Here is a 21892-nt window from a genome sequence, read left to right as displayed (position 1 = left end):
TCTCTACGGTTTCCGTCATGGAAAGCAACGAGACCCTCCGACAGGAGCTCCGCGAGGCCGAGCGCGGCGAGACCCTCGGGTGGACCGGCTACCGGTTCCCGGCCTGGACGCCGATCGCCATGGCGGCCTGGGCGGCGACGTTCACCCTCGGCCTGGCCTACCTCGACGGCGTGACCGGCAACCTCTGGTCCCTGCTCCACCTGGCCGTGATGCTCGGCTACATCTGGTGGGACCACCGCACCCAGGCGGCGTACCCGTCCTACACCGGGCGGATGCCGCGGGAGTACAACCGGGCGACGGCTGCGCTGTTCTGCTCGCCGCTCGTGATCGTCCCGGTCACGTACCTGCTGGGCCACTACGCGGCCGGCTGGGTCGCCGCCGTCTTCATCGGCGTCACCTGGGGCCTGGCGGTGTTCCTCTACAACCGCGCGTACGCCCGGGCGTCGGCCGCCGTGCAGGCGCGCGTCGCGTGACCGAGACCCCCGTCTCCGCCCTGGCCGGTCTCGACCCCGTCCTGAACGCACCGAAGCGCCTGGCGATCATGGCCGTCCTCACGGGAGCGACCTCGGCCGACTTCGGCTTCCTCCGCGACCACCTCGCGGTCAGCGACTCCGACCTGTCCAAGCAGGCCGGGGCGCTCGAGGCGGCTGGCTACCTGGCGATCAGCAAGTCGGGCCGCGGCCGGGGCTCGACCACCACGTACAAGGCGACCCGGCCCGGCCGGGCGGCGTACACGCGGCACCGCGACACCCTGCGGGCGCTGCTCGGCTGACGGGCCGCGGGCTACCGTGGACGGCGTGAGCACCCCCACCCAGGAGCAGCCGCCGGTCACGACCGCGGACGACCTGCCCGGGCTCGTGTTCGCCAGCCGGACCCTGACGGAGCACCTCGTGCGCGGGGTCGTCGGCCTGCTGCTCGCCGCGGCCGCGTTCGCCTACGCCGGCGACCACCCGTGGGCGCTGCTGGGCCTCGTCGGCACCGTGGTCGCGTGGCGCGGCTGCCCCACCTGTTGGGCCGTGGGCCTCGGGGCGACCCTTGCGGGCCGACGCGCCCGGTGCGCCGACGGCACCTGCCGCTGAGGCGTCGTACGACGGTCCTCGGGGCTACTTCTTCGGCTGGTCGCCCGCCGGGCCGGAGGTGGAGAGCGCGGCGATGAACGCCTCCTGGGGGACCTCGACGCGGCCGACCATCTTCATCCGCTTCTTGCCCTCCTTCTGCTTCTCCAGCAGCTTCCGCTTGCGGCTGATGTCACCGCCGTAGCACTTGGCGAGGACGTCCTTGCGGATCGCGCGGATGGTCTCGCGGGCGATCACCCGGGCGCCGATGGCGGCCTGGATCGGCACCTCGAACTGCTGGCGCGGGATCAGCTCGCGGAGCTTGCCGGCCAGCATCACGCCGTAGCCGTACGCCGCGTCGCGGTGCACGATCGCGCTGAACGCGTCGACGGTCTCGCCCTGCAGCAGGATGTCGACCTTCACCAGGTCGGCGGCCTGCTCGCCGGACACGTCGTAGTCGAGCGAGGCGTAGCCCTTGGTCTTGGACTTCAGCTGGTCGAAGAAGTCGAAGACGATCTCGCCCATCGGCAGCGTGTAGCGCATCTCCACGCGGTCCTCGGAGAGGTAGTCCATCCCCTCGAGCTGTCCGCGCTTGGACTGGCAGAGCTCCATGATCACGCCGATGTAGTCGCTCGGCGACAGGATCGTGGCCTTGCAGACCGGCTCGCGGACCTCGGCGATCTTGCCGTTGTTGGGGTACTCGCTGGGGTTGGTCACGACCTGCTCGGAGCCGTCCTCCATGAGCACGCCGTACACCACGTTCGGGGCCGTGGAGATGAGCGCGAGGTCGAACTCGCGCTCGAGGCGCTCGCGCACGATCTCCATGTGCAGCAGGCCGAGGAAGCCGCAGCGGAAGCCGAAGCCGAGCGCGCCGGAGGTCTCCGGCTCGTACGCCAGCGCGGCGTCGTTGAGCTGCAGCCGCTCCAGGGCGTCGCGCAGCGTCGGGTAGTCGTCGCCGTCGATCGGGTAGAGCCCGGAGTAGACCATCGGCTTCGGGTGCTTGTAGCCGCCGAGCGGCTCCGTCGCCCCGTGGTGCTGGCTGGTCACGGTGTCGCCCACGCGGGACTGACGGACGTCCTTCACGCCGGTGATGAGGTAGCCGACCTCGCCGACGCCCAGGTCCCCGGCCTTGGTCGGCTCCGGGCTGATCACGCCGACCTCGAGCATCTCGTGGACGACGCCGTTGGACATCATCTTGATCCGGTCGCGGTGGCTCAGCTTCCCGTCGACGACGCGCACGTAGGTGACGACGCCGCGGTAGGTGTCGTAGACGGAGTCGAAGATCAGCGCGCGCGGCGGGGCGTCCGGGTCGCCGACGGGTGCCGCGGTCTGGGCGACGATCTCGTTGAGCAGGTGCTCGACGCCGACGCCGGTCTTGGCGCTCACCCGGAGCACGTCGCCGGGCTCGCAGCCGATGATGCCGGCGAGCTCCGCGGCGTACTTCTCGGGCTGCGCGTTGGGCAGGTCGATCTTGTTGAGCACCGGGATGATGTGGAGGTCGGCGCCGATCGCCAGGTAGAGGTTCGCGAGGGTCTGCGCCTCGATCCCCTGCGCCGCGTCGACGAGCAGCACCGCGGTCTCGCAGGCCTCGAGCGAGCGCGAGACCTCGTAGGTGAAGTCGACGTGGCCGGGGGTGTCGATCATGTTGAGCACGTACGACGCGGCCGGGATCTCGTGCAGCTCGGCGGCCTCGGCGTCGACCGTCCACGGCATCCGGACGGCCTGGCTCTTGATCGTGATGCCGCGCTCGCGCTCGATGTCCATGCGGTCGAGGTACTGCGCACGCGCGTCGCGGTCGCTCACCACGCCGGTCAGCTGCAGCATCCGGTCGGCCAACGTCGACTTGCCGTGGTCGATGTGGGCGATGATGCAGAAGTTGCGGATCAGCGACGGGTCGGTGCGTCCCGGCTGCTGGGGTGTCGCGACGGAGGTGGTGGCCACGGCTGCTCTCTGCTCGGTCCTGCGGGCGGTCGGGTCGACCCGATCCTCCCACGCGACCCCTCGCCCCACCGCCTCGCGGCGGACCGCGTTCACCCCGGCGCCACCTGTGGTTCGTCCGGGTCCGCCAGGTTTCTCCCCATGACCTCGGGATCCCTCGACCGCCGTACCGTCCTGCGCAGCACCGGCCTCGCCGCAGCCGCCTCCGTCGCCGCCTCCTCCGGCTTCCTCGCCCCGCACGCCGGCGCGGTCCCCGGCTCCGCGCCCGCGTTCGTGCGTGGGGGCCGGCCCCGGCTGACCCACGGCGTCCAGTCGGGCGACGTCCGACCGGGCGGTGCCGTCGTGTGGGGCCGCGCCGACCGGCCGTCCCGCCTGGTCGTCGAGGTCTCCCGCGACCCCCGGTTCCGCCGGCGGGTGCGCACCGTCCGCGGGCCCGTCGTCCGCCCCGGCACCGACCTGACCGGCCACGTCGCCCTCACGGACCTGCCGACCGGCGCCGAGCTGCACTACCGCGTCCGCGCCGTCGACCTCGATGACGCCCGTCGCGCGAGCGAGCCGGTCGTCGGTCGGCTCCGCACCGCGCCCGGGCGGGGGGACGACGTCCGGTTCCTGTGGTCGGGCGACATCGCCGGCCAGGGCTGGGGCGTGAACCCCGAGTACGGCGGCTTCCGGATCGCCGACGCCATGACCCGCCGCGACCCCGACTTCTTCCTCTGCTCCGGCGACTACGTGTACGCCGACGGGCCGGTGCAGGAGCAGGTCGAGCTGCCCGACGGCTCGATCTGGCGCAACGAGGTCACCGAGGCCAAGTCCAAGGTCGCCGAGACGCTGGCGGAGTTCCGCGGGCAGTACGCCTACAACCTGCTGGCCGACAACTGGCGGGAGTTCCTCGCGCGCACCCCGCAGGTGGTGCAGTGGGACGACCACGAGGTCACGAACAACTGGTACCCGGGCGAGATCCTGGACGACGAGCGCTACCGGGTGAAGGACGTCGACACCCTCGCCCGCCGCGGTCACCGCGCCTTCCACGAGTGGACGCCGCTGTCGGACCTCTCCCCCGACCCCGACGGGCGCGTCTACCGCAAGATCGCCTACGGACCCCTGCTCGACGTGTTCGTCCTGGACATGCGCACCTTCAAGAACCCGAACACCGCCAACCTCGAGCCCGCGGAGCGGCAGGGGGTGCTCGGCGCGCGCCAGACCCGCTGGCTGCTGCGCGAGCTCGAGCGCTCGACCGCGACCTGGAAGGTGATCGCCGCCGACCTGCCGATCGGGCTCCTCGTGCCGGACGGCGAGGCCTGGGAGGGGATCGCGAACGGCGACGACGGTGCGCCGCTCGGCCGTGAGCAGGGCATCGCGACCGTGCTGTCCGGCCTCAAGCGCCTGGGGATCCGCAACCACGTCTGGCTCACCGCCGACGTCCACTACACCGCCGCGCACCACTACTCCCCCGACCGCGCGGCGTTCACGGACTTCGACCCCTTCTGGGAGTTCGTGTCGGGACCGCTCAACGCCGGCGCGTTCGGGCCGAGCGAGCTCGACGGCACCTTCGGGCCCCGGGCGGCGTTCGTGGCCGCCCCGCCGGCGCCGAACACCTCGCCCGCGGAGGGGTCGCAGTTCTTCGGCGAGGTCGAGATCGACGCGGGGACGAAGGCGCTGACGGTGCACCTGCGCGACGTCGAGGGTGCCTCGCTCTTCAGCCGGACGCTGCGCCCGAAGCGGCGCTGAGCACCACCCGGAGGCTCAGTCCTCCGCGGTGGCCCCGGGGTCGGTGAGGACGTCGAGCAGGACCGGGCCGGGGCGGGCGAAGGCCTCCCGCACCGCGTCGTCGACCTCGGCGTCGGTGCTGACCCGGACCGCGTGGACGCCGACGGCCCGGGCGACGGCGGCGAGGTCGTGGTTGTCGAGACCGGTGCCGTGCTCGGTCAGGTCGGAGTGCTCCTGCTCGATCTTCACCAGGCCGAGCCGGCCGTTGTCGAAGACCACCATCTTCACCGGCAGGTCCTGCTCGGCGACGGTGAGCAGGTCGCCCAGCAGCATCGTCAGGCCCCCGTCGCCGCACCAGGCGACCGCCTGGCGACCCGGTGCGGCGGCCGCGGCGCCGAGCGCCTGCGGCATGGCGTTGGCCATCGAGCCCAGGTTGTAGGAGCCGAGCAGTCGGCGGCCGGCGCCCATCGTGGCGTGCCGGGAGGCCCAGATGGTCGCCATGCCGGTGTCGGTCGTCATCACGGCGTCCGACGCGGCGTGGCGGTCGATCGCCGCGGCGAGCACCTCGGGCCGGACGCCGTTCGCCGACGCCCCGGGCTCCCCGAGGCGTCGCTGCTCCTCCCGCCACGCGTCGTACGACGACCGGGCGCGGTCGAGGTGCCCGGAGTCGTCGCGCTCGGCGACGACCGCCAGGAGCGCACGCAGCGACTCCCCCGCGTCGCCGACGACCGCGTGGGCGACCGGCGTACGACGGCCCACGTGGGCGGCGCGGGCGTCGAGCTGCACCGTCGTGGTGCCGTGGGGCAGGTAGTCGGTGTACGGGAAGTCGGTGCCGACCATGAGCAGCAGGTCGCAGTCCTCGAGCGCCTGCGCGGCGGCCGGGTTGCCGAGCTGGCCGGTCTGGCCGACCTCGAGCTCGTTGTCGTGCTCGAGGCCCTCCTTCGCCTTGAGGCTGAGCACCATCGGCGCCCGCAGGCGCCGGCCCAGCGCGAGGACGTCGTCGCGGGCGTCGCGCGCGCCGATACCGACGAGCATCGTCACCCGGGAGGCGTCCTCGATCGCGGCGGCGGCCTCGGCGAGGGGCTCGGCGGCAGGCGCCGGGGGCGCGGGCAGCGCAGCCCACCGCGTGGGCGGGGTGCCCTCCGGGAGCTCGAGGTCGCCCAGGTCGCCGGGCAGGATCACGACCGACACGCCCCCGGACGCCAGGGCCGCGTTGCCGGCCTGCTCCAGCACGTGCGCCAGCTGCGTCGGGTCGGTGACCGTGGCGCGGTACTCCGCGACGTCCGCGAACAGGACGTGGTTGTCGACCTCCTGGAACAGGTCGCTGCCGATGTCGGCCCGCGGCACCTGGCCGCAGATCGCGAGCACCGGGGCGTGGGACTTCTTGGCGTCGTACAGGCCGTTGAGCAGGTGCACCGAGCCCGGCCCGACCGTGCCGGCACACACGCCCAGACGCCCGGTCAGCTGAGCCTGGGCGCCCGCGGCGAAGGCCCCGACCTCCTCGTGGCGCACCCCGACCCAGTCCAGCCCGTCCTGGCGGCGGATGGCGTCGGTGACGGGGTTCAGCGCGTCGCCGACCACGCCCCAGACCTGGGTGACGCCGTGGGCGGCGAGGGCTTCGGCGAGGTGGTCCGCGACGGTGGTCATGACCCTCCGTTCCCCGTCCCGGGGGGCGGCACTCCGGGCGGCACTCCGCCGGGCCCGTCGAGCGTCGGGGGTCGCGGCCGGCCGTGATTGGCTGTGCGCGTGCTGCAGCCCATCCCGCACGGCGCCACCGCCCGCCGTCTCGAGTGGTCGTTCCTGCCCCCGCGGCTGCGCGACCTCGTCGCCCGCCGCCTCGGGTCCGCCGTGGTCCACGCAGCCTCCTGCGGCGGCGGCTTCACGCCCGGCATGGCCTCGGTCCTCACCTGCGAGGACGGCACCCGGCACTTCGTGAAGGCCGCCAGCGTCAAGGCGCAGCGAGAGTTCGCCGCGGCGTACGCCGAGGAGGCCCGCCGGCTGGCGCTGCTGCCCCCCGGCGTCCCCGCCCCCCGGCTGCGGTGGTGGCACCGCGACGAGGACTGGGTGGTGCTGGCCATCGAGCACGTGCCCGGCGTCCCGGCCCCCCGTCCGTGGACCGACGACGACCTCGACCGTGCGCTCGACGCCCTCGAGGAGTGCGCCCACCTGCTGACGCCGGCACCGCCGGGCCTGGCGCCCGCGACGTTCGCCGAGGAGATGACCGGCGCCGTCGCCGCCTGGGCCGGCGTCCGCCACGACCTGCCCGGCCTCGCCGAGCACGCCGCCGAGGCGGCCCGGCTGGCCGCCTCCCACGTCGAGGTCACCGCTGGTGGGACCGCCGTCCACACCGACGTCCGCGACGACAACGTGCTCGTCGGCCCGCACGGCGAGGTGTGGCTGTGCGACTGGAACTTCCCCGCCCGCGGGGCCGCCTGGATCGACACGGTCGACCTCCTGCTCGGGCCCCGGGGCGACGGCGTGGACGTCGACGCGCTCCTGGCCTCGCGGTCGCTGACCCGTGACGTGCCGCCCGACCACGTCGACCGGCTGATCGCGCTGATGGCGGGGTTCTACCTGCAGGCGCGGGACCGCCCGGTCCCCCCGGCCTCGCCGTGGCTGCGCGCCCACCAGGACCAGTGCGCCCAGGTCGCGTGGGGGTGGCTGGCCGAGCGACGGGGCTGGATCGGCCCCGCCGGGGCCGCGGGTGGCGCGAGTGATTTGGGAGCCGTCGGCACGGCTTGATAGATTGCCCTGTCGCGCGCAGCGCCGCATCGCTGCGCGCCTTCAGATCTTCAGTCCAGCACCGAGTCGAGCATCGAGGACACCCACCAGTGGCGAACATCAAGTCCCAGATCAAGCGCAACAAGCAGAACGAGGCGCGCCGCGAGCGCAACAAGTCCGTGAAGTCGGACCTGAAGACCGCCGTGCGCAAGTTCCGCGAGGCCGCCGACGCCGGCGACACCGACAACGCGACGACCCTGGCCCGCGCGGCGACCCGCAAGCTGGACCAGGCGGCCTCCAAGGGCGTCATCCACGCCAACCAGGCCGCGAACCGGAAGTCGAAGATCGCGGTGCGCGCCGCCGGCCTCTGAGGCCCACCCGCACACTCTGTTCCACCGGCCCGTCGCGTCCTCGCGGCGGGCCGGTGGTGCTTCCGCTCAGCCCCGCCGGAGCGCGCAGACCGTGAGCGTCATGCGCTCGAGGGCGTACGCCGCGTCGGTGGCGGCGCCCTTGACGTCGGCGTCGGTGCGCGCCACCTCGACGAGCACGGCAGCCAGGGACCGCTCGTCCCAGCCGCGAACCTGCGAGCGGAGGCTCTTCAGCTTCCAGGGCGGGACGCCGACCTCCCGGGCCAGGTCCGCGTCCCGCATCCCCCGCGGGGCGGTCGCGAACCGGGCGAGGCCCCGGGCCCCCGAGGCGAAGGCCGAGGTCACCAGCACGGGCGCCACTCCCCCGTCGAGGGCCCAGCGGAGCTCCTCCAGGGCCTCGGTGCGCCGGCCCTCGAGGGCGTGGTCGGCGACCGCGAACGACGTCGCCTCGGACCGGCCCCCGAAGTAGCGCTTGACCTCCTCGGACGACACGGTGCGGCCGGGGAAGTCGGTCGCCAGCTGGTGGGCGGCGGCCGCCAGGGAGCGCAGGTCGTGGCCCACGGCCTGCACCAGGAAGCCCGCGGTGTCGGGATCGAGGCGGGAGCCGTGGCGGCGGATCTCGGCCTGGGCGAAACCGGACATCTGGTAGCCCTTGACCTCCTCCACCTGGATGTCGGCCACTCCCGGCAGCTTGCGGAGCTTCGTGAGCACGCCGCTGCCGCGGGGGCCGCCGGAGTGCACGAGCACGAGGGCGACGTCCTCGGCCGGCTCGGCGGCGTACCCGACCAGGCCGGCGACGGACTCCTCCGGCAGGTTCTCGAGCTCCCACACCACGACCCCGCGGGTGGAGGAGAACAGCGACGGCGCCGCGAGCTCGCCCAGCGTCGCCAGCGTCAGCTCGCTGCCACGGGTCTCGGACAGCTCGGCCTCGACGTCGGCCTCGCGCACCGCGGCGCGCACGTCGCGGACGACGCGGTCACGCAGGAACTCCTCCTTGCCGGTCACGAGCGTCACGCGCCCCAGGACCGAGGCGGGCGCGGACGAGACCGACGTCGCGGCGGAGGATCGGGCCATGCGGCAGACCCTGCCACAGCCCGCCGACGCCCCGGGTCGGCGGTGGACGAGCACCACGTGGCGGTCCCGAGGACGTCGCCCCCCAGCCGGTCGAGCAACCCGGCGACCCGGACCCACGGGTCTCGACGACGCGGACTCGCTGCGCTCGTCGGCTGCTCGACCACCTGACCGGCCCCACGCTGGTCGAGCAGCCCGCGAGCCCCCGGCGAGCGCGCGTCGTCGAGACCCCTCGAGCAAACCCGGCGACCCGGCGACCCGGATCCACGGGTCTCGACGACGCGGACTCGCTGCGCTCGTCGGCTGCTCGACCACCAGGACGGCGGACTTGCTGCGCTCGTCAGCTGCTCGACCACCGTGCCGGCGGCGCGCGTCGTCGAGACCCGGCGAGCGGTGCTACTCCGGTGACGAGCTCGGGGGCGTCCTCGCCCGGGACGACGAGGAGGTCGCCGTCGGTGTCGGTGCGGCCGACCTCGACCCCCGCCTCCTCGAGCGGGTCGAGGACCTCGCGGGAGGGGTGGCCGTAGGTGTTGTCCTCCCCCACCGACACCAGCGCCAGGGAGGCGTCGAGGGACAGCAGCAGGTCGAGGTCCTGGTGGCGGCTGCCGTGGTGCGGGACCTTGAGGACGTCCACCTGCAGGCCCGGCACGGACGCCGCCAGCGCCTCCTGCCCCGGCGGCTCGAGGTCTCCGGTGAGCAGCACCGTCACCCCTCCGACCTCGGCGAGGACGACGAGGCTGGCGTCGTTGGCGGCGTCGCCCTCGGCGCCCGCGACCGGGGCCACGCCCGGCAGCGGCGAGAGCACCTGGAGCGTCACGTCACCCACCTGCCGGGTCTCGCCGTACGCCGGCACCCGGACCGGCACCCCCGCCTCGCCCGCCGCCCGGGACACCGCCTCCGCCCCGTCCGCCGGCTCGGCGACGGCGGTGACCTCGACGGCGCCGACGTCACGACCCGACAGCACCCCGGACAGCCCGTCGGCGTGGTCGGCGTGGAAGTGGGTGACGACCACCAGAGGCACCCGGTCGACGCCGAGACGACGTAGGCACCGGTCGACCAGCGCCGGATCCGGTCCGGTGTCGACGACGACGCCGGCCCCCTCCCCCGCCCGCAGCACCAGGGCGTCGCCCTGGCCGACGTCGCAGGCCGCGACCACCCACCCCGCGGCGGGCCACCCGGGCGTGGGCAGGGGCACCCCGAGGCTGACCGCCGTGAGGCCGACGCAGAGCAGGAGGCCACCGCGGCGGCGCAGCACCACCGGCAGCAGGACCGCGATCGCGAGGCAGAGCAGCGTCAGCAGGGTCAGGGAGACCGCCGAGGTGCCCCAGTCCACCGCGGCCGTCGGGAGCGCCGCCCCGCGACGGGCGACCAGCACGATCCACGCGACGCACCAGGCCGCGCCGGTGCCGACCAGCCGTGCTGCGGCGTCCCAGACGAGGCCGACGAGACCGGCCAGTAGACCCAGCACGGTCGCCGGTCCGACCGCCGGGGCGGCGAGCAGGTTCGCGACGACCGCGACGAGGCTGACCTGCCCGGAGATCGCGGCGACCACCGGCGTGCAGGCGAGCTGAGCGGCCGCGGGGACAGCCACGGCCTCGGCCAGCCAGCGCGGGAGGCGGCGGGCGAGGGCGTCGCGCCACCCGGGCGCGAGGAGCAGGATGCCGGCGGTCGCGAGGACCGACAGGGCGAAGCCGGCGGACAGCGCGTACCAGGGGTGGACCAGCAGCAGGACCGTGACGGCCACCCCGAGCGTCCGGGTGCCACGGCGCAGTCCGTTGCTGCCCATCCCGATCAGGGCCACCGTGCCCATCGCCGCGGCCCGGACGACGCTCGGCTCGGTCCGCGCGAGCAGGACGAACCCCGCGATCCCGACCGCACCGACCAGGTGCAGCCAGCGACCGCGGACGCCGCACCAGCGGGCCGCGACGAGGAGGAACCCGACGAGCAGGGTGAGGTTGGTGCCCGACACCGGCCTACAGGCGCAGGGGTGCAAGAGGGACGCCCCCACGGACTGACATGGGGTTCTGACCGTGGGAACGCCCGCCGCAGAGGGTACAGACAGCCCTCTCCTGAGGCACATACTGAGCGAGGTGAGGACCGTGACGCTGGAAGGAAAAGCAATGGCGGAAGCGTCGTCTATCGGAGTGATAGCGCCGATCATCGCAGCCGTGATTATCGGTTCCCTGGCGCTAGTAACACAGGCATTCGTCAAAATCTGGGAAGCGCGGCAAGAGAATGCCCGACGTAAGAGCGATGCTGCGGCCGCCCTTATCGAAAGCAGTAGCGCTTTGGGACTTTCCATTAAAGCACTCCGCGATGTTGCAAATGAACTACACGCGAGCGCGGACCGGTTCGAAGCGATTGCCCTGATTGAGGACGCGACAGAGAGGCAATCCAAATCGAGGGCGGAGTCTCGAACTCTCGAGATGTTGAGAGAGAGGCGCAAGGAGGCAAATGCCGCCGCCAACAATCAAATTGCGGCGGAACACGCCAGTCAGGCACGGGCGAAAACGCTGCTAGACGCAATTACGATTGCGACACTGAAGGCGCCGACCCAGTCGAGCGACGCACCCTTTGACCATGCAGCCCACCAGGCCGCTCTCGACAACTTCTTGCGGGAAGCGCGCGCTGAGGTGCGCGCAACACAGAGCATCGGGCTAACGTATTTCCAACGCACACGCGCACTGCGAAAATTTCAGACTCAGCATCCGGAACTGCCGCGCTAGATCCAGAATCCCAATAAAGACGCCGACGAAAATAGGCAATTTGACAGATTGCGTGAATAACGGTCCCATTGGTAGCAGGTATCCGCTATCGAAAGGTAAGACCGTGGCTAGTGACAACTACCGATTTATTCTCCACCTGGACAAAGAGCACCGAGAGAAGTTGCAAGACATTGCGCTCATCGAGGGCTCATCTATGGCCGATGTGTTGCGAAACATGATTGATATGCGCTGCAACTGGCCCCAGGACAACCCGTCCCCACGCGCCGAGAAGCGGCGTTCTGCCCGCGTCGTCCGCCGTCGGGTGACGAAGGGTCAGGGCTGATGAGGCCATGCCGAAAATTCGCAAGGTCGCATCGCGGGACACGAGAGACCTCATGCGCGAACTTCTCTCGGCTCACGATTTCACGACTCCACAAGCCGCAATCCTCATGGCAATCCATCTGCGCATGGGGCAAGACGGTTCGGGATGGGTGAGCCAGGAGCACTTGAGGCAGTTCTGCAAATTGGGTCAGACGGCTCTCACCAACAACACCAAAACTCTCGAGGACATGGGCGTCCTCAAAATTGACCGAAGAAATCAACGACCGGGACAGCAGCCGCTCCCAAATTTGTACCGTCTCGTCTTCACCACGAAGGAGGCACCTTCACCAGACGGGAGTGGGGCACCTTCGCCTGGCGGGAGTGGGGCACCTTCACCTGACGGGACTAAAGGACCCTTACCCAAGGACCCTTACAAAAAACGGATGGTGGTTAGAAAATCTGACAAGACAGACAACACTTCTCGGAAGGTTGTTAACCAAGAAAATAGCGGGGCACTTTCACGAGACGGGAGTGCCTACTTTGACTTCCTAGGCGGTCTAGAGGACTCTGCTTCCGTCAAGAAATTGTTGGAACGCTTCCCGGACCTCGACCGGCCAACAGCGTTCGACGTTTTTCAGGAGTGGAAGGCTCAAAAATGACCAAATCTGTGAGGGTCAAAAAGCAAGCCCTTGATCGAGTCGTCAACAGAGACGAAAAAATCCTTGCATGTAGAGGTGTCTACTCAGCGATTAGTACAGCAAAATACTTCAACGTGACAAGGAAAACGGTCTACGAAAAATGGAGGACTGATGAACAAACGGATTTGGAAGCCCCAAACATTAAGACTGACAACCGGAGCAAAGAAGATTTGTACGCGGATGCGTGCATTTTGCTTGGTCGTGGACTCGGACTCGATGAGGCAGCGCGGCAGTTGGGAGCCGAGCCCCGTAACCTAGAGCGCATCCTCAGGAGCCGTCCCACAGGCAAGCAATTGCTCTGGCGGCACCAAGACGCGATGAAGGCATGGCGACGCGGGAGAAGCGATCCTCGCGGCTCTCGTGGCCCGAATTGGGAGGGCGACGACCGTTGCTACTCGTGGGCCAACAAGATTTAGTGAGACACCAAAAACATCTGAGTAAAAACTAGTCATTTGCCAAGACTGAGGTACAGATCTAAAGTAGAACATACCGAAACGGGAATTTCGGTACGACAGCAAGAACCCCCACGGCGAGATTTTGGTTGGTTGCCCTTCTCTCTCCCGTGGGGGTTTCTTGTGTCTGGACACCTTTGGACCGAAATTTGCAGAGAGCCCGAAAATGCCAGACAACCCATCCCCCATTCTCAAGAAGCCGTGCCTGAGTTGCGGTGAGTTGTTCTCTCCCCCAGCGCGTGGCAGTGCGCGGTGTGCTCTGTGTTTGCGTGATCCCAAAACGGGTGGACGCGGGACGAAGGAGCAGCAGGGCTACACCAAGGAGTTCCAACGTCTGAGCCGTCGCGCCAAGAAGTTGCAACCGTTCTGTTTGTGGTGCTCCACAACAGGCAGCAACTCCAACCCACTCACGACTGACCACAGTCCTGAGGCATGGATGAAGCAACAACGCGGGGAAAAGTTGACACTCGATGACGTGCAAGTTCTGTGTCGTGAGTGCAACAGTCGCAAAGGGGCGGCGAGACAAATTCGTGTCCGTCGGTTCTGAGTTCTCTCGGTCAGACATTTCACGTCAACATTTTTCTTGTGGACCCTTGACAAACGAGGAGGGGGGTAGGGGTCGAGTCCGCATCTCAATCACCGCCGCGCCGGGTCTTCCTCGTGATTACCGTTCCGGTAATCACTGCGTAGACCTATAAAACAAACAGATATGGCGAGTCAATAAGGCAGAATTAGGATTCCGTCAGAAACCCGCCATTTGACCAAAAAGCGGATAGGACCGAACCTATTTGCTATGCAGGCAGGGCCGAAAAGAACCGCTGACAAATCGCCGCTCCCAATCCCCCGCTTTCGAACGCGGGTTGTGGGCGGCAAAGTTGTGCGCGAACGGTTCCCTGAGAGCGGCCCAGAACGCTGCATTGCATGGATCGAGCACTTCTGCATCGTGCCCAAAGGTCACGACGCCGGGAAAAAGGTCCGACTGCGGGAGTTCCAGAAAGAAATAATCCGGGGTGCTTTCTCGGAAGGTGTCCGAACAGCCCTCGTCAGCGTCAGTCGAGGCAACGGGAAGACGTCTCTAGCGGCGATGGTGGCCCTCTGGGCGTTGTTCGACGGTCCTCCTGGACCTGAGGTCCTGGTGGTCGCGTCATCGTCGGCTCAGGCGGAAATCACGGTTCGAATCGCACAGCGCATGATCGAGCTAAATCCCGAACTCGATCGACGTTCGCAGCGGTATCAGCAGAAAATCAAGGTCGAGAGCAACGCTGGGCTCATGGTTGCCCTCAGTGCGGAGCCGGATGCCCTGCACGGTTACGACCCGTCACTACTGATCGTGGACGAACTTCACGTAGTGACCGAGGACGTGTGGGTTGCCTGCACGTCGGCATCCGGCAAGCGTCCGTCGTCCCTCACGTTCGCTATCTCCACTCCCTCAAACACGAAAAACAGTGTCATGTGGCCCCTGGTGCAGCACGGACGCGAGGGGACGGACCCGAGTTTCTTCTTTCGGGAGTTTGCTGCCCCGGATGAGTGCGAAGTTGACGACCGTGAGGCCTGGATGACTGCGAATCCCGCTATGGCGGACAAAAACCCGTTCCTTGCCGAAGACACGATGCTCGCACTCATGCGGACCATGACGGAAGCCGCGTTCCGGCGTCTCAAACTGGGCCAGTGGGTTTACGACATGTCCAAATGGCTTGCCGACGAGAAGTTTGCCCCTCTGGCAAACCCGAACGTGGTCATCCATCCCGCAACTCCCGTTGTCGCGTTCTTCGATGGGTCCTACTCGGGTGACAGCACGGCTCTCGTCGGTTGCACGGTCCCCCAGAACGGCGAGAAGCCTCACCTCTTCGTGATCGGCCATTGGGCCAACCCTGGCGACCCACGTTGGCGGGTCCCTCGCCACGAGGTCACTGAGACGGTCCGCGAGTTCTTTCGGACTCACAATGTGCTGGAAGTTGCTTGCGATCCCTGGTCGTGGCGAACGGAAATCGAAGGATGGGCGGCAGAATTCGGATCAGAGCGAGTCATCGAGTGGCCCACCAACGTCGTGAGCCGCATGGCACCCGCCACGGACCGTTTCTACGCCCTGGCGATGGAAGAGAAGTTCACGTTCGACGGCCACGAAGATTTGAGGCGTCACGTCGCCAACTGCGTCGCGAAGAGCACGCCGATGGGCGACGTCGTTGTGAAGGAACGAAAGATGAGCCAACTGAAAATCGACTTGGCCGTCTGTGCAATCGGTGCGATCGATCGAGCGTCATGGCACGCCAACAACAAGAGTCAAACTAAGAGCAAAAAGATGAGGGTGATTTACGGTGCTTCCTACTGAGGGTGACACGAAAGAGCATCAGACATTGCGGCACCTTCTCGGGAAGTTGGAGGAGCGCCAGAACCACTTGAAGTACCTGGATGCGTACTTCGATGGTGAGCAGCCGTTGGCGTTCCTGACGCCGAAAGATGCAGAACGACTCAAAAACCGAGTGACCAAATTGACGGTCAACATCCCGCGCCTGGTCGTGAACAGCCTTGCGGAGCGACTGAGGATCATCGCTCTCGTCCGGGGCGGTCAGATCGACCCCTGGTTGTGGTCGGTATGGCAGCAGAACGACTGCGACGAGCAGAGCGCCGCGCTTCACCGCGAAGTTTTAGCTCTTGGGAAAGCGTTCGTCCTGGTGTGGGCCGACGACAAGGGCAACCCCACGCTCTCGGTCGAGACGGCTCGGCAGTTCTACGCGATCGAGGACCCCGGCACGGGAGAGATTCGGGCAGCCGTGAAGCGGTGGACCCGTCCTGACGTTGAGCGACCCGAGTTGTCCGTTGACGTAGCCGTCTTGTATCTCCCAAACGAGATCATCCGATTCGAGTCCAACCCCAGCACTGCCCCTGAGGCCGGGGCGTGGAACCGGGTCAACACGATCCCCAACCCGCTCGGTTTCGTCCCCGTGGTGCAGTTCAAGAACTCGGAACGTCTCAGCGATGAGCACGGCATTTCTGAGATGCGGGACGTGATCCCCATGACTGACGGACTCACGAAAATCATGAGTGACGTGATGGTGACGAGTGAGTATTACGCCCGTCCCCGTCGGTGGGCGACCGGCATCGAACTGGAGGACAACGAAGACTTCGACAACGACAAGCCAGAGTCGGCAGAAAACCCGTCTGTAAAGTCTCCATTCCCCGAAAATAGTGAAGCCCCGTGGACCAGCGAGAGCGAACTCACGAAGTTCGGAAACTTCGAAACAGCCAACATGAACGGCTATGAGGTCCCGGTTCGGATTTTGCTTGGTCAGATCATGGCCGTGAGCACACTGCCCGCCCACTACGTGGGGATTCTCAGCAACTCCCCCGTGTCGGCAGACAGCATCAGGGCGAGCGAGGCATCCCTGACGGCACGAGCACACGCCCGTATGCGGTCGTTCGGTCGTTCGTGGGAACGGGTGCTGCGGATGGTTTATGAGGTCGGAGAGAGGACCCTGATGCCCTCTGAGCATGTGAGCGCGGTGTGGGCCGATCCCTCAACGCGGACCATCGCTCAGGAGGCAGACGCGGCATCGAAGATTTCTGACTCTCTTGGGTCCGTTCCGCCCGCACTTCTCGAACGTCTCGGTTTCGACCCGAACATGCTGCCGGTTTTGAACCCCAAGAATGAAAATGGAGATGAGGAAGCATGACTCAGCCGACTGACGAGCCCCAGAACGGGCCTGAAAACGACAATGAACCCACGGGTGGACCCGAGGGCCAGGACGAGCCCACAGAGCCGGGAGAGGGCGAGCAGGAGCCCCAGGGCGACACGTTCCCGAGGTCGTACGTCGAGAAGATTCGCAAAGAGAGCCAGAACTACCGGGATCGGGCCAAAAGGGGAGAGACGGCACTCTCTCGGCTCACTGTGTCCACGGTTCGTGAGGCAACGAGCGGGATTCTGGTCGATCCGACTGATCTGACGTACGACGAAGAGTCCATGAGCGATGAGGACGGGTTTCCTGATCCCGAAAAGATCAAGGAGGCGGCCGAAGCCCTCATCGAACGCAAGCCGCACCTTGCCCCGCGTCGTCCCCGTGGCGACATTGGGCAGGGAAATCAAGGCGGGGGCGATGATTTCTCGTTGGCCTCGCTTTTGCGTCAAAGCGCCGGATAAGGCAACATTGCTCACATAACTTCAAACCGCCCCTGATGGGCAAACGAGTCTTGGCCCGATGCCATTCGTGTTAGTGAAATCCACAAACATGAAAGGTGTCGGGCCAAGATGGTTACGAACGGAACTACGCTCACCAACGATCAGGTCAAGAAGATTTTGATCCAGCCGCTTGAAAAGAAGTCCGTCTTCCTTGCGGCGGTCCCCAAGTCCAACGTTTTTAACTCCAACGGTTCTCCGGTCCGCGTTCCTAAGTTGCCGGACCCCACCAACCCCGATTGGGTCGGTGAAAACGAACTCATTACCGAGAAGGATGCGACGTTCAACGAAATCACGTTGCTTCCGAGCAACATGAAGAGCGTTAAGGTCATCACTCGTTTCAGCAACGAACTTGCACGTCAGGCCGTTGTGGACATTTCAGAATCGCTCAAACTCCGCCTGGTGCGTGACGTTGCGTACAAGATGGATGACGCGCTTCTCAACAGCACCGGAGCGAATAACACGCCCGTTGGCATCAGGAAGTATCCGGGCATCCAGAGCATGGCTGCGGTGGGCAAGCCGACTCTCGACCACCTTCACGATGCGGTGGGGTTGGCGCTCGGTGCCGATGTGGACCCCGAGGGCGGGTTGCGATGGATGATGAACTCCCGCGATTTTGTGGGTCTTCGAAAGTTGAAGGACTCGCAGAATCGTTATCAGTTGCAGCCGGACCCCACGGAGCCGGGGAAGTATCTCCTTCTCGGGTACCCCGTCACGGTCACGAACCGGATTCCCAAGAACGGCGGAACCGGCACGAACGAGTCTGAGGTTGTCCTCGCCGATTTTTCTCAGATCGCTGTTGCCCGTGACCTTGCCCCGTCCGTCACTCTCCTGACGGAGCGATTCGCGGAGTACGACCAGCAGGCCCTCAGGGTCATCACGCGGTATGACGCCGCCCCGATGAACCCGGCTGCGGTCGTGGTTCTCAAGGCCGTCACTGCCTGATTGGAGTCTCACAATGGCGACAGTCACGGGTAGTGACGTTGCCGCGTTCCTTGGCCGGGGAGATGAGCCAGAACTCGTCTCCCTGGCCGGGGTTCACGTTGGCATCGTGACCGAACTTGCAAAGGCTTACACACGCGGCAGGGGTTTCGAGGAAACCGGGCCAAACAGCGAAATTGTGTCGGTCATCATCATGGCGACGGCACGAACCGTCGTGAACCCCGAGCAGCACAAGCGCGAGCAGATCGGGGACTACGCCGTCTCCCCCGGCACGCTCTACGGATGGTCACTTGTGGAGGTTCAAACCCTCAACAGGTACCGACGAAAGGCGATGTGATGAGTGAAATCATCGTTCCGAGTGGAGAGAAGCCACCCAGCAAGATTTCACCCCGTCTCTTCCCTCAGTCCGTGTCCTACGGCACGACAGGCGGATATGACGACTACGGGCAGCCCATCCCCGGCAACCTCACCACGATCCCCGCCCGTATTGAGGAGTCCTATCGCATGGTGCGGGATCAAGGCGGGCAGGAAGTCTCTGCCCGAGCAGTCGTCAGGATGCCGGGAGACGTGGCCCTAGAGAACGTGGACAAGTTGACGCTTCCTGAGGGCGAACGAAGCATCATTTCTGTTCGTCACATTCTCGGAGCCCGAGAAGTTGTCTACACGGAGGTCTACGTCTCGTGACCCGCGAAAAGACTGACTGGCAAGAGCGGTTGAACTCTGCCGAAAGAAAATTGACACGTAGTGTCGGTCTGCGGTTGACCGTGAGGATGAACGCCACGATCGAAAAGTTGGCCGAGCGGCATGGAATGTCAAAATCCATGATGATTCGCACCATGGTTTTGGTCTGGCTAGATCAGGTGGTCATCCCCGGCCAGTGGCAGGACGACAACACCCGTCGGGCTCAAAAAGCATTCATCGACTTCAAGGTTTCGCCAGACACGATGCGGCGAATTGAAGAGCGGGCGGATTTCCTGTCTCTCACGCGAGCGGCAGTAGTTCGCATGGCGGTTCACAACTACCTGGGTGCCATGCAAGAGGCGCAGAACCGGGCCAAGGAGGGACGACGGGGTAGGCGATGGGGAGTTGACCCAGTGGACGTGCCAGAGGGTGTCTGATCGCCACAGACAACCTCTGGCCGGTGTCGCTCCGTGGGGGTCTTCACCTTCCTTGTCCCCTCACGTCTAGAGCGACACAAAAAGCAAGGCACCGATTCAGGGTTCCTCCATTCCCTGAGTCGGTGCCTTGTTCTGTGTTCTCAGGAGTTGAGAGCCCGCTTGATCGCTTCCTGTTGCTCCACAGGGACCAGGGGCGCAGCGTCTACGGCAGCACGACGCTTCGTGTCCCGAACTTGATCTTGAAACTGCGTATTGGCGGGGACCCGCACAGTGCGACGGGTGGGAACGTCCTCCGGGAAGTCAGTCCCAAAAAAGTCCCATCGCACAAGTGAAGGATCAAAACCCCGCCTGCCCTGGCGACCCTTGGGCGTCCGCAAGATCGCAAGTTCCGAGAAGAGAGCACGCAGAATTTCTCGCTTGCGCGGGATGGACGCGCTCTCCCACTTCTCCCGAGCGTCCGGTCCCATCATCGAGCCCACGGCAGGCGAGACAGATGCTCGCTTGATCTTGCTTTCTAGGTTCTCGATTTCCTCGAGCAGATCGTCTGCAACGCGGGAAAGAATCACGACCGCACGACCACCAGCAGAAATTTCAGTCTCGACCTCTTGCAGACGCAGCCTCTTCTCGGCAATTTCTGCAAGCGCAGACTCAGAGCCGTCAGAACCGGACGTGAGGACTGCCAACAGGTCAGGACGAGACAGACGCTCGATTGCCAGTTCCTCAACAAACTCGTTCAGGTACTCGACACGGCGGGACGCGCACCAGTTTTTGCAGACGTAAGTTTTGTATGGCGTTGCCCCGTTGCTCTGCCGACCCGTTCGCAGGATGCGACCACACTCCCCGCACGTAGCGATGCCACTCAGGAGATGTTGAATCGCACCATCCTTGCTCCGCTTCCTGGCCGGGTCGTTGAGGATGCGAGCGCAGGTGTAGAACGTCTCCTCATCCAGAATGGCGGGCCAAACGGCATCGCCCACAACCTCGCCACGGTGAACCCGCTTCCCGATGTATCCGGGGTTTGTGACCATCCGCTTGATCTGAGCCCCGTTCCACTCTGGGAAATTCCGAGGGTTGGAGGGTCGGTGCGGCACAGGAACTTGGTCCGTGTTGAAGTCTCGTGCGATGCCGTAGCACGAGTCACCGGACGCGATCCGTCGAGCAGCCTCCCTCACAATTTCAGCTTTTGGAGCGTCCACGACCTGCCGAAGAAAAGCGCGGGTGGCAGGGTCGTACTCCCGGACGTACCCGTAGAGCACCCTCCCGTGAGGCTTGCCCGTCGCCGCGTTTGCAGCCGTGTTCCGCTTGCCACGGGTGGAGGTTTTGGCGGACTCATACTCAGAGTCCACCGCGTCCTCTAGAAGCGTTCTGCGGTCCCGAGCGTTTTTCGGGTCGTACAGGCGTCCGTGAGTCGTGACGAAGATGCCGACATTTTGAGTCTCACAAGCGTCCAGGAGAGCAACCCACTCCCCCACGGAACGGGACCCACGGGACGACTCCCAGAGCACCAGCGCATCGGCACCGAACTCCCCCGCCCCCAGGTCGTCCAGGAGCCGTGTGAAGACCTCACGGGCCTTGCGGGCGTACCGGGACGCACTGGCACTGCCCGGCTCTCTGTAGGGCTCTCCGAGCGCACCGGGGAAGGCGTCTGCGTTCTGGTCGTGCTGTTGGTCAGGGCTCTTGCCCGTCCCACTCCGGTCCAGGGAGACACGCAGGTACTCCCGGCCCGTGAGGGTGTCTGTCGCGGTGGTCATGACACCAGTCTGCCTGACAGACATTGGTGCCGGACACCGCCAGCAGGTGGGTGAGCCCGGTGGTCCGGAAGTCCTCGGTCAGGTCCTCCGGGAGCCGGGAGTCGTCCCCGACGACGAGGGCGGGGACCAGCCCCGCCTGGCTCGGCGGGCGGTGGGCCACCGCGTCGCGGATGGCGTCACGGACGGCGTCGGCGCCCCGCCACAGCGGGCCCGGCGGTGCGCGGACCTCCGGGTCCCCGCGGGCGACCAGCAGGCCGGCGAGGTCGTCGCCGTCCGCCGGCTCCAGCCGGCCCGCCACCGCCACCCGCGAGCCGAGCTCCACCTCGATCCAGGACGGGTCGGCGATGACCAGCACCGGGGCCGAGACCCGCGTCCGCTGCCCCCGGGCGGCGACCTCGACCACGCGAGCCCGGAGCAGCACGTAGTCCGAGAACCCGCCCTGGCGCAGCCGGGGGTCGGAGGTGACGGTCGCCTCGACGCGGACCGACGCGTCGTGGGCGGCCAGCACCGCGACCGGGTCCTGGGCGACCACGGCGACCCGGATCCCCGCCACCACGGCCACGGCGACGAGCACGAGGAGGCAGCCGGCGGCGGCCCGCAGCAGGTCTCCGCGACCGGCACGCCCGCCCGGCCCGAGGGGCACCCGGCGCACGAGCCCCCGCCCGAGAAGGAGGGCGGTCAAGAGGAGCGCGCCGAGCACCCCCGCCAGCACCGCGGGCGGGCACAGCAGCCCGAGGAGCCCCCCGGACCAGGCGGCGACCGCGAGGGCCGGCGTCCGGAGGTCCGGACGGTCGGGCTCCTCCGGCTCCGCCACCTCCTGCCCGGCGCCCTCCCCCGCGAGGTCCCGTACGCCGACCCGCGGCGCGGGCCGCAC

21 protein-coding genes are annotated in these 21892 nt (G+C 66.9%); 15 read left to right on the top strand and 6 right to left on the bottom strand.

Annotated features, from left to right (window positions below; genetic code table 11):
* Positions 1–17 precede the first annotated feature (17 nt).
* Genes Q0858_RS04890 through Q0858_RS04880 form a run of 3 tightly spaced genes read left to right on the top strand, consistent with a single transcriptional unit; the run spans position 18 to position 1079 of the window.
* Positions 18–473, top strand: coding sequence for a hypothetical protein (locus Q0858_RS04890; protein ID WP_299051605.1), 456 nt, complete (start codon positions 18–20; stop codon positions 471–473).
* On the top strand, positions 470–772 hold the full coding sequence (locus tag Q0858_RS04885; protein WP_299051603.1) for a transcriptional regulator: 303 nt from the start codon (positions 470–472) through the stop codon (positions 770–772). Before Q0858_RS04890 ends, Q0858_RS04885 begins: the two co-directional genes overlap by 4 nt.
* 25 nt (positions 773–797) lie before the next feature.
* On the top strand, positions 798–1079 hold the full coding sequence (locus Q0858_RS04880; protein ID WP_299051602.1) for a hypothetical protein: 282 nt from the start codon (positions 798–800) through the stop codon (positions 1077–1079).
* Between the two features lie 24 nt (positions 1080–1103).
* On the opposite strand, the gene lepA is transcribed toward Q0858_RS04880, so the two are convergent.
* Positions 1104–2996, bottom strand: a complete 1893-nt coding sequence (gene lepA, locus Q0858_RS04875; RefSeq protein ID WP_299051600.1) for a translation elongation factor 4 — start codon at positions 2994–2996, stop codon at positions 1104–1106.
* 138 nt (positions 2997–3134) lie between these two features.
* Between lepA and Q0858_RS04870 the strand changes: the two genes are divergently transcribed.
* The gene (locus tag Q0858_RS04870; RefSeq protein WP_299051598.1) at positions 3135–4721 is read left to right on the top strand and encodes an alkaline phosphatase D family protein; all 1587 of its coding nucleotides are present in this window, start codon (positions 3135–3137) and stop codon (positions 4719–4721) included.
* A gap of 15 nt (positions 4722–4736) precedes the next feature.
* On the opposite strand, the gene Q0858_RS04865 is transcribed toward Q0858_RS04870, so the two are convergent.
* The gene (locus Q0858_RS04865) at positions 4737–6347 is read right to left on the bottom strand and encodes a thiamine pyrophosphate-dependent enzyme (protein WP_299051597.1); all 1611 of its coding nucleotides are present in this window, start codon (positions 6345–6347) and stop codon (positions 4737–4739) included.
* Positions 6348–6446: 99 nt separating this feature from the next.
* Here Q0858_RS04865 and Q0858_RS04860 point away from each other — a divergent pair, with 99 nt between their 5' ends.
* Entirely contained in the window at positions 6447–7442 is a 996-nt protein-coding gene (locus Q0858_RS04860; RefSeq protein ID WP_299051595.1) for a phosphotransferase, read from the top strand.
* Between the two features lie 89 nt (positions 7443–7531).
* The gene (rpsT, locus tag Q0858_RS04855) at positions 7532–7792 is read left to right on the top strand and encodes a 30S ribosomal protein S20 (RefSeq protein WP_299051593.1); all 261 of its coding nucleotides are present in this window, start codon (positions 7532–7534) and stop codon (positions 7790–7792) included.
* Positions 7793–7858: 66 nt separating this feature from the next.
* Here the strand turns inward: rpsT and holA are convergent, their stop codons facing one another.
* Both holA and Q0858_RS04845 read right to left on the bottom strand, forming a co-directional pair.
* Positions 7859–8863: a DNA polymerase III subunit delta gene (holA, locus tag Q0858_RS04850; RefSeq protein ID WP_299051592.1), complete on the bottom strand. Its 1005-nt coding sequence runs from the start codon at positions 8861–8863 to the stop codon at positions 7859–7861.
* 337 nt (positions 8864–9200) lie between these two features.
* Positions 9201–10829, bottom strand: a complete 1629-nt coding sequence (locus Q0858_RS04845; RefSeq protein ID WP_299051590.1) for a ComEC/Rec2 family competence protein — start codon at positions 10827–10829, stop codon at positions 9201–9203.
* 121 nt (positions 10830–10950) lie between these two features.
* Here Q0858_RS04845 and Q0858_RS04840 point away from each other — a divergent pair, with 121 nt between their 5' ends.
* The 9 genes from Q0858_RS04840 (at position 10951) to Q0858_RS04805 (ending at position 19267) form a co-directional block, all read left to right on the top strand.
* Positions 10951–11586 (top strand): hypothetical protein, encoded by a 636-nt coding sequence (locus Q0858_RS04840; protein ID WP_299051589.1) that lies wholly within the window; start codon positions 10951–10953, stop codon positions 11584–11586.
* A 1616-nt stretch (positions 11587–13202) separates the two neighbouring features.
* Positions 13203–13583: an HNH endonuclease gene (locus tag Q0858_RS21500; protein ID WP_366915986.1), complete on the top strand. Its 381-nt coding sequence runs from the start codon at positions 13203–13205 to the stop codon at positions 13581–13583.
* A gap of 330 nt (positions 13584–13913) precedes the next feature.
* A complete protein-coding gene (locus tag Q0858_RS04835; RefSeq protein ID WP_299051588.1) occupies positions 13914–15365 on the top strand; it encodes a terminase large subunit in 1452 nt (483 codons plus the stop codon).
* Positions 15352–16707 (top strand): phage portal protein, encoded by a 1356-nt coding sequence (locus Q0858_RS04830; RefSeq protein ID WP_299051586.1) that lies wholly within the window; start codon positions 15352–15354, stop codon positions 16705–16707. Before Q0858_RS04835 ends, Q0858_RS04830 begins: the two co-directional genes overlap by 14 nt.
* On the top strand, positions 16704–17171 hold the full coding sequence (locus tag Q0858_RS04825; RefSeq protein WP_299051584.1) for a hypothetical protein: 468 nt from the start codon (positions 16704–16706) through the stop codon (positions 17169–17171). Before Q0858_RS04830 ends, Q0858_RS04825 begins: the two co-directional genes overlap by 4 nt.
* 108 nt (positions 17172–17279) lie before the next feature.
* A complete protein-coding gene (locus tag Q0858_RS04820; protein ID WP_299051582.1) occupies positions 17280–18152 on the top strand; it encodes a phage major capsid protein in 873 nt (290 codons plus the stop codon).
* Between the two features lie 13 nt (positions 18153–18165).
* Positions 18166–18486: a hypothetical protein gene (locus Q0858_RS04815; RefSeq protein WP_299051581.1), complete on the top strand. Its 321-nt coding sequence runs from the start codon at positions 18166–18168 to the stop codon at positions 18484–18486.
* Between the two features lie 71 nt (positions 18487–18557).
* The gene (locus Q0858_RS04810; protein ID WP_299051579.1) at positions 18558–18833 is read left to right on the top strand and encodes a hypothetical protein; all 276 of its coding nucleotides are present in this window, start codon (positions 18558–18560) and stop codon (positions 18831–18833) included.
* The gene (locus Q0858_RS04805) at positions 18830–19267 is read left to right on the top strand and encodes a hypothetical protein (RefSeq protein WP_299051577.1); all 438 of its coding nucleotides are present in this window, start codon (positions 18830–18832) and stop codon (positions 19265–19267) included. Before Q0858_RS04810 ends, Q0858_RS04805 begins: the two co-directional genes overlap by 4 nt.
* A gap of 140 nt (positions 19268–19407) precedes the next feature.
* On the opposite strand, the gene Q0858_RS04800 is transcribed toward Q0858_RS04805, so the two are convergent.
* Positions 19408–21018: a recombinase family protein gene (locus Q0858_RS04800; protein WP_299051575.1), complete on the bottom strand. Its 1611-nt coding sequence runs from the start codon at positions 21016–21018 to the stop codon at positions 19408–19410.
* Positions 20936–21892 carry a ComEC/Rec2 family competence protein gene (locus tag Q0858_RS04795; protein WP_299051573.1) on the bottom strand — a complete coding sequence of 319 codons (957 nt, stop codon included), beginning with the start codon at positions 21890–21892 and terminating at the stop codon, positions 20936–20938. The genes Q0858_RS04800 and Q0858_RS04795 overlap by 83 nt, the downstream gene beginning before the upstream one ends.

This window comes from uncultured Nocardioides sp., assembly GCF_947489365.1.
Lineage (GTDB): Bacteria > Actinomycetota > Actinomycetes > Propionibacteriales > Nocardioidaceae > Nocardioides.
Note: the sequence above shows the minus strand (reverse complement) of the source record. Positions and strands in the feature narration are given on the sequence as shown.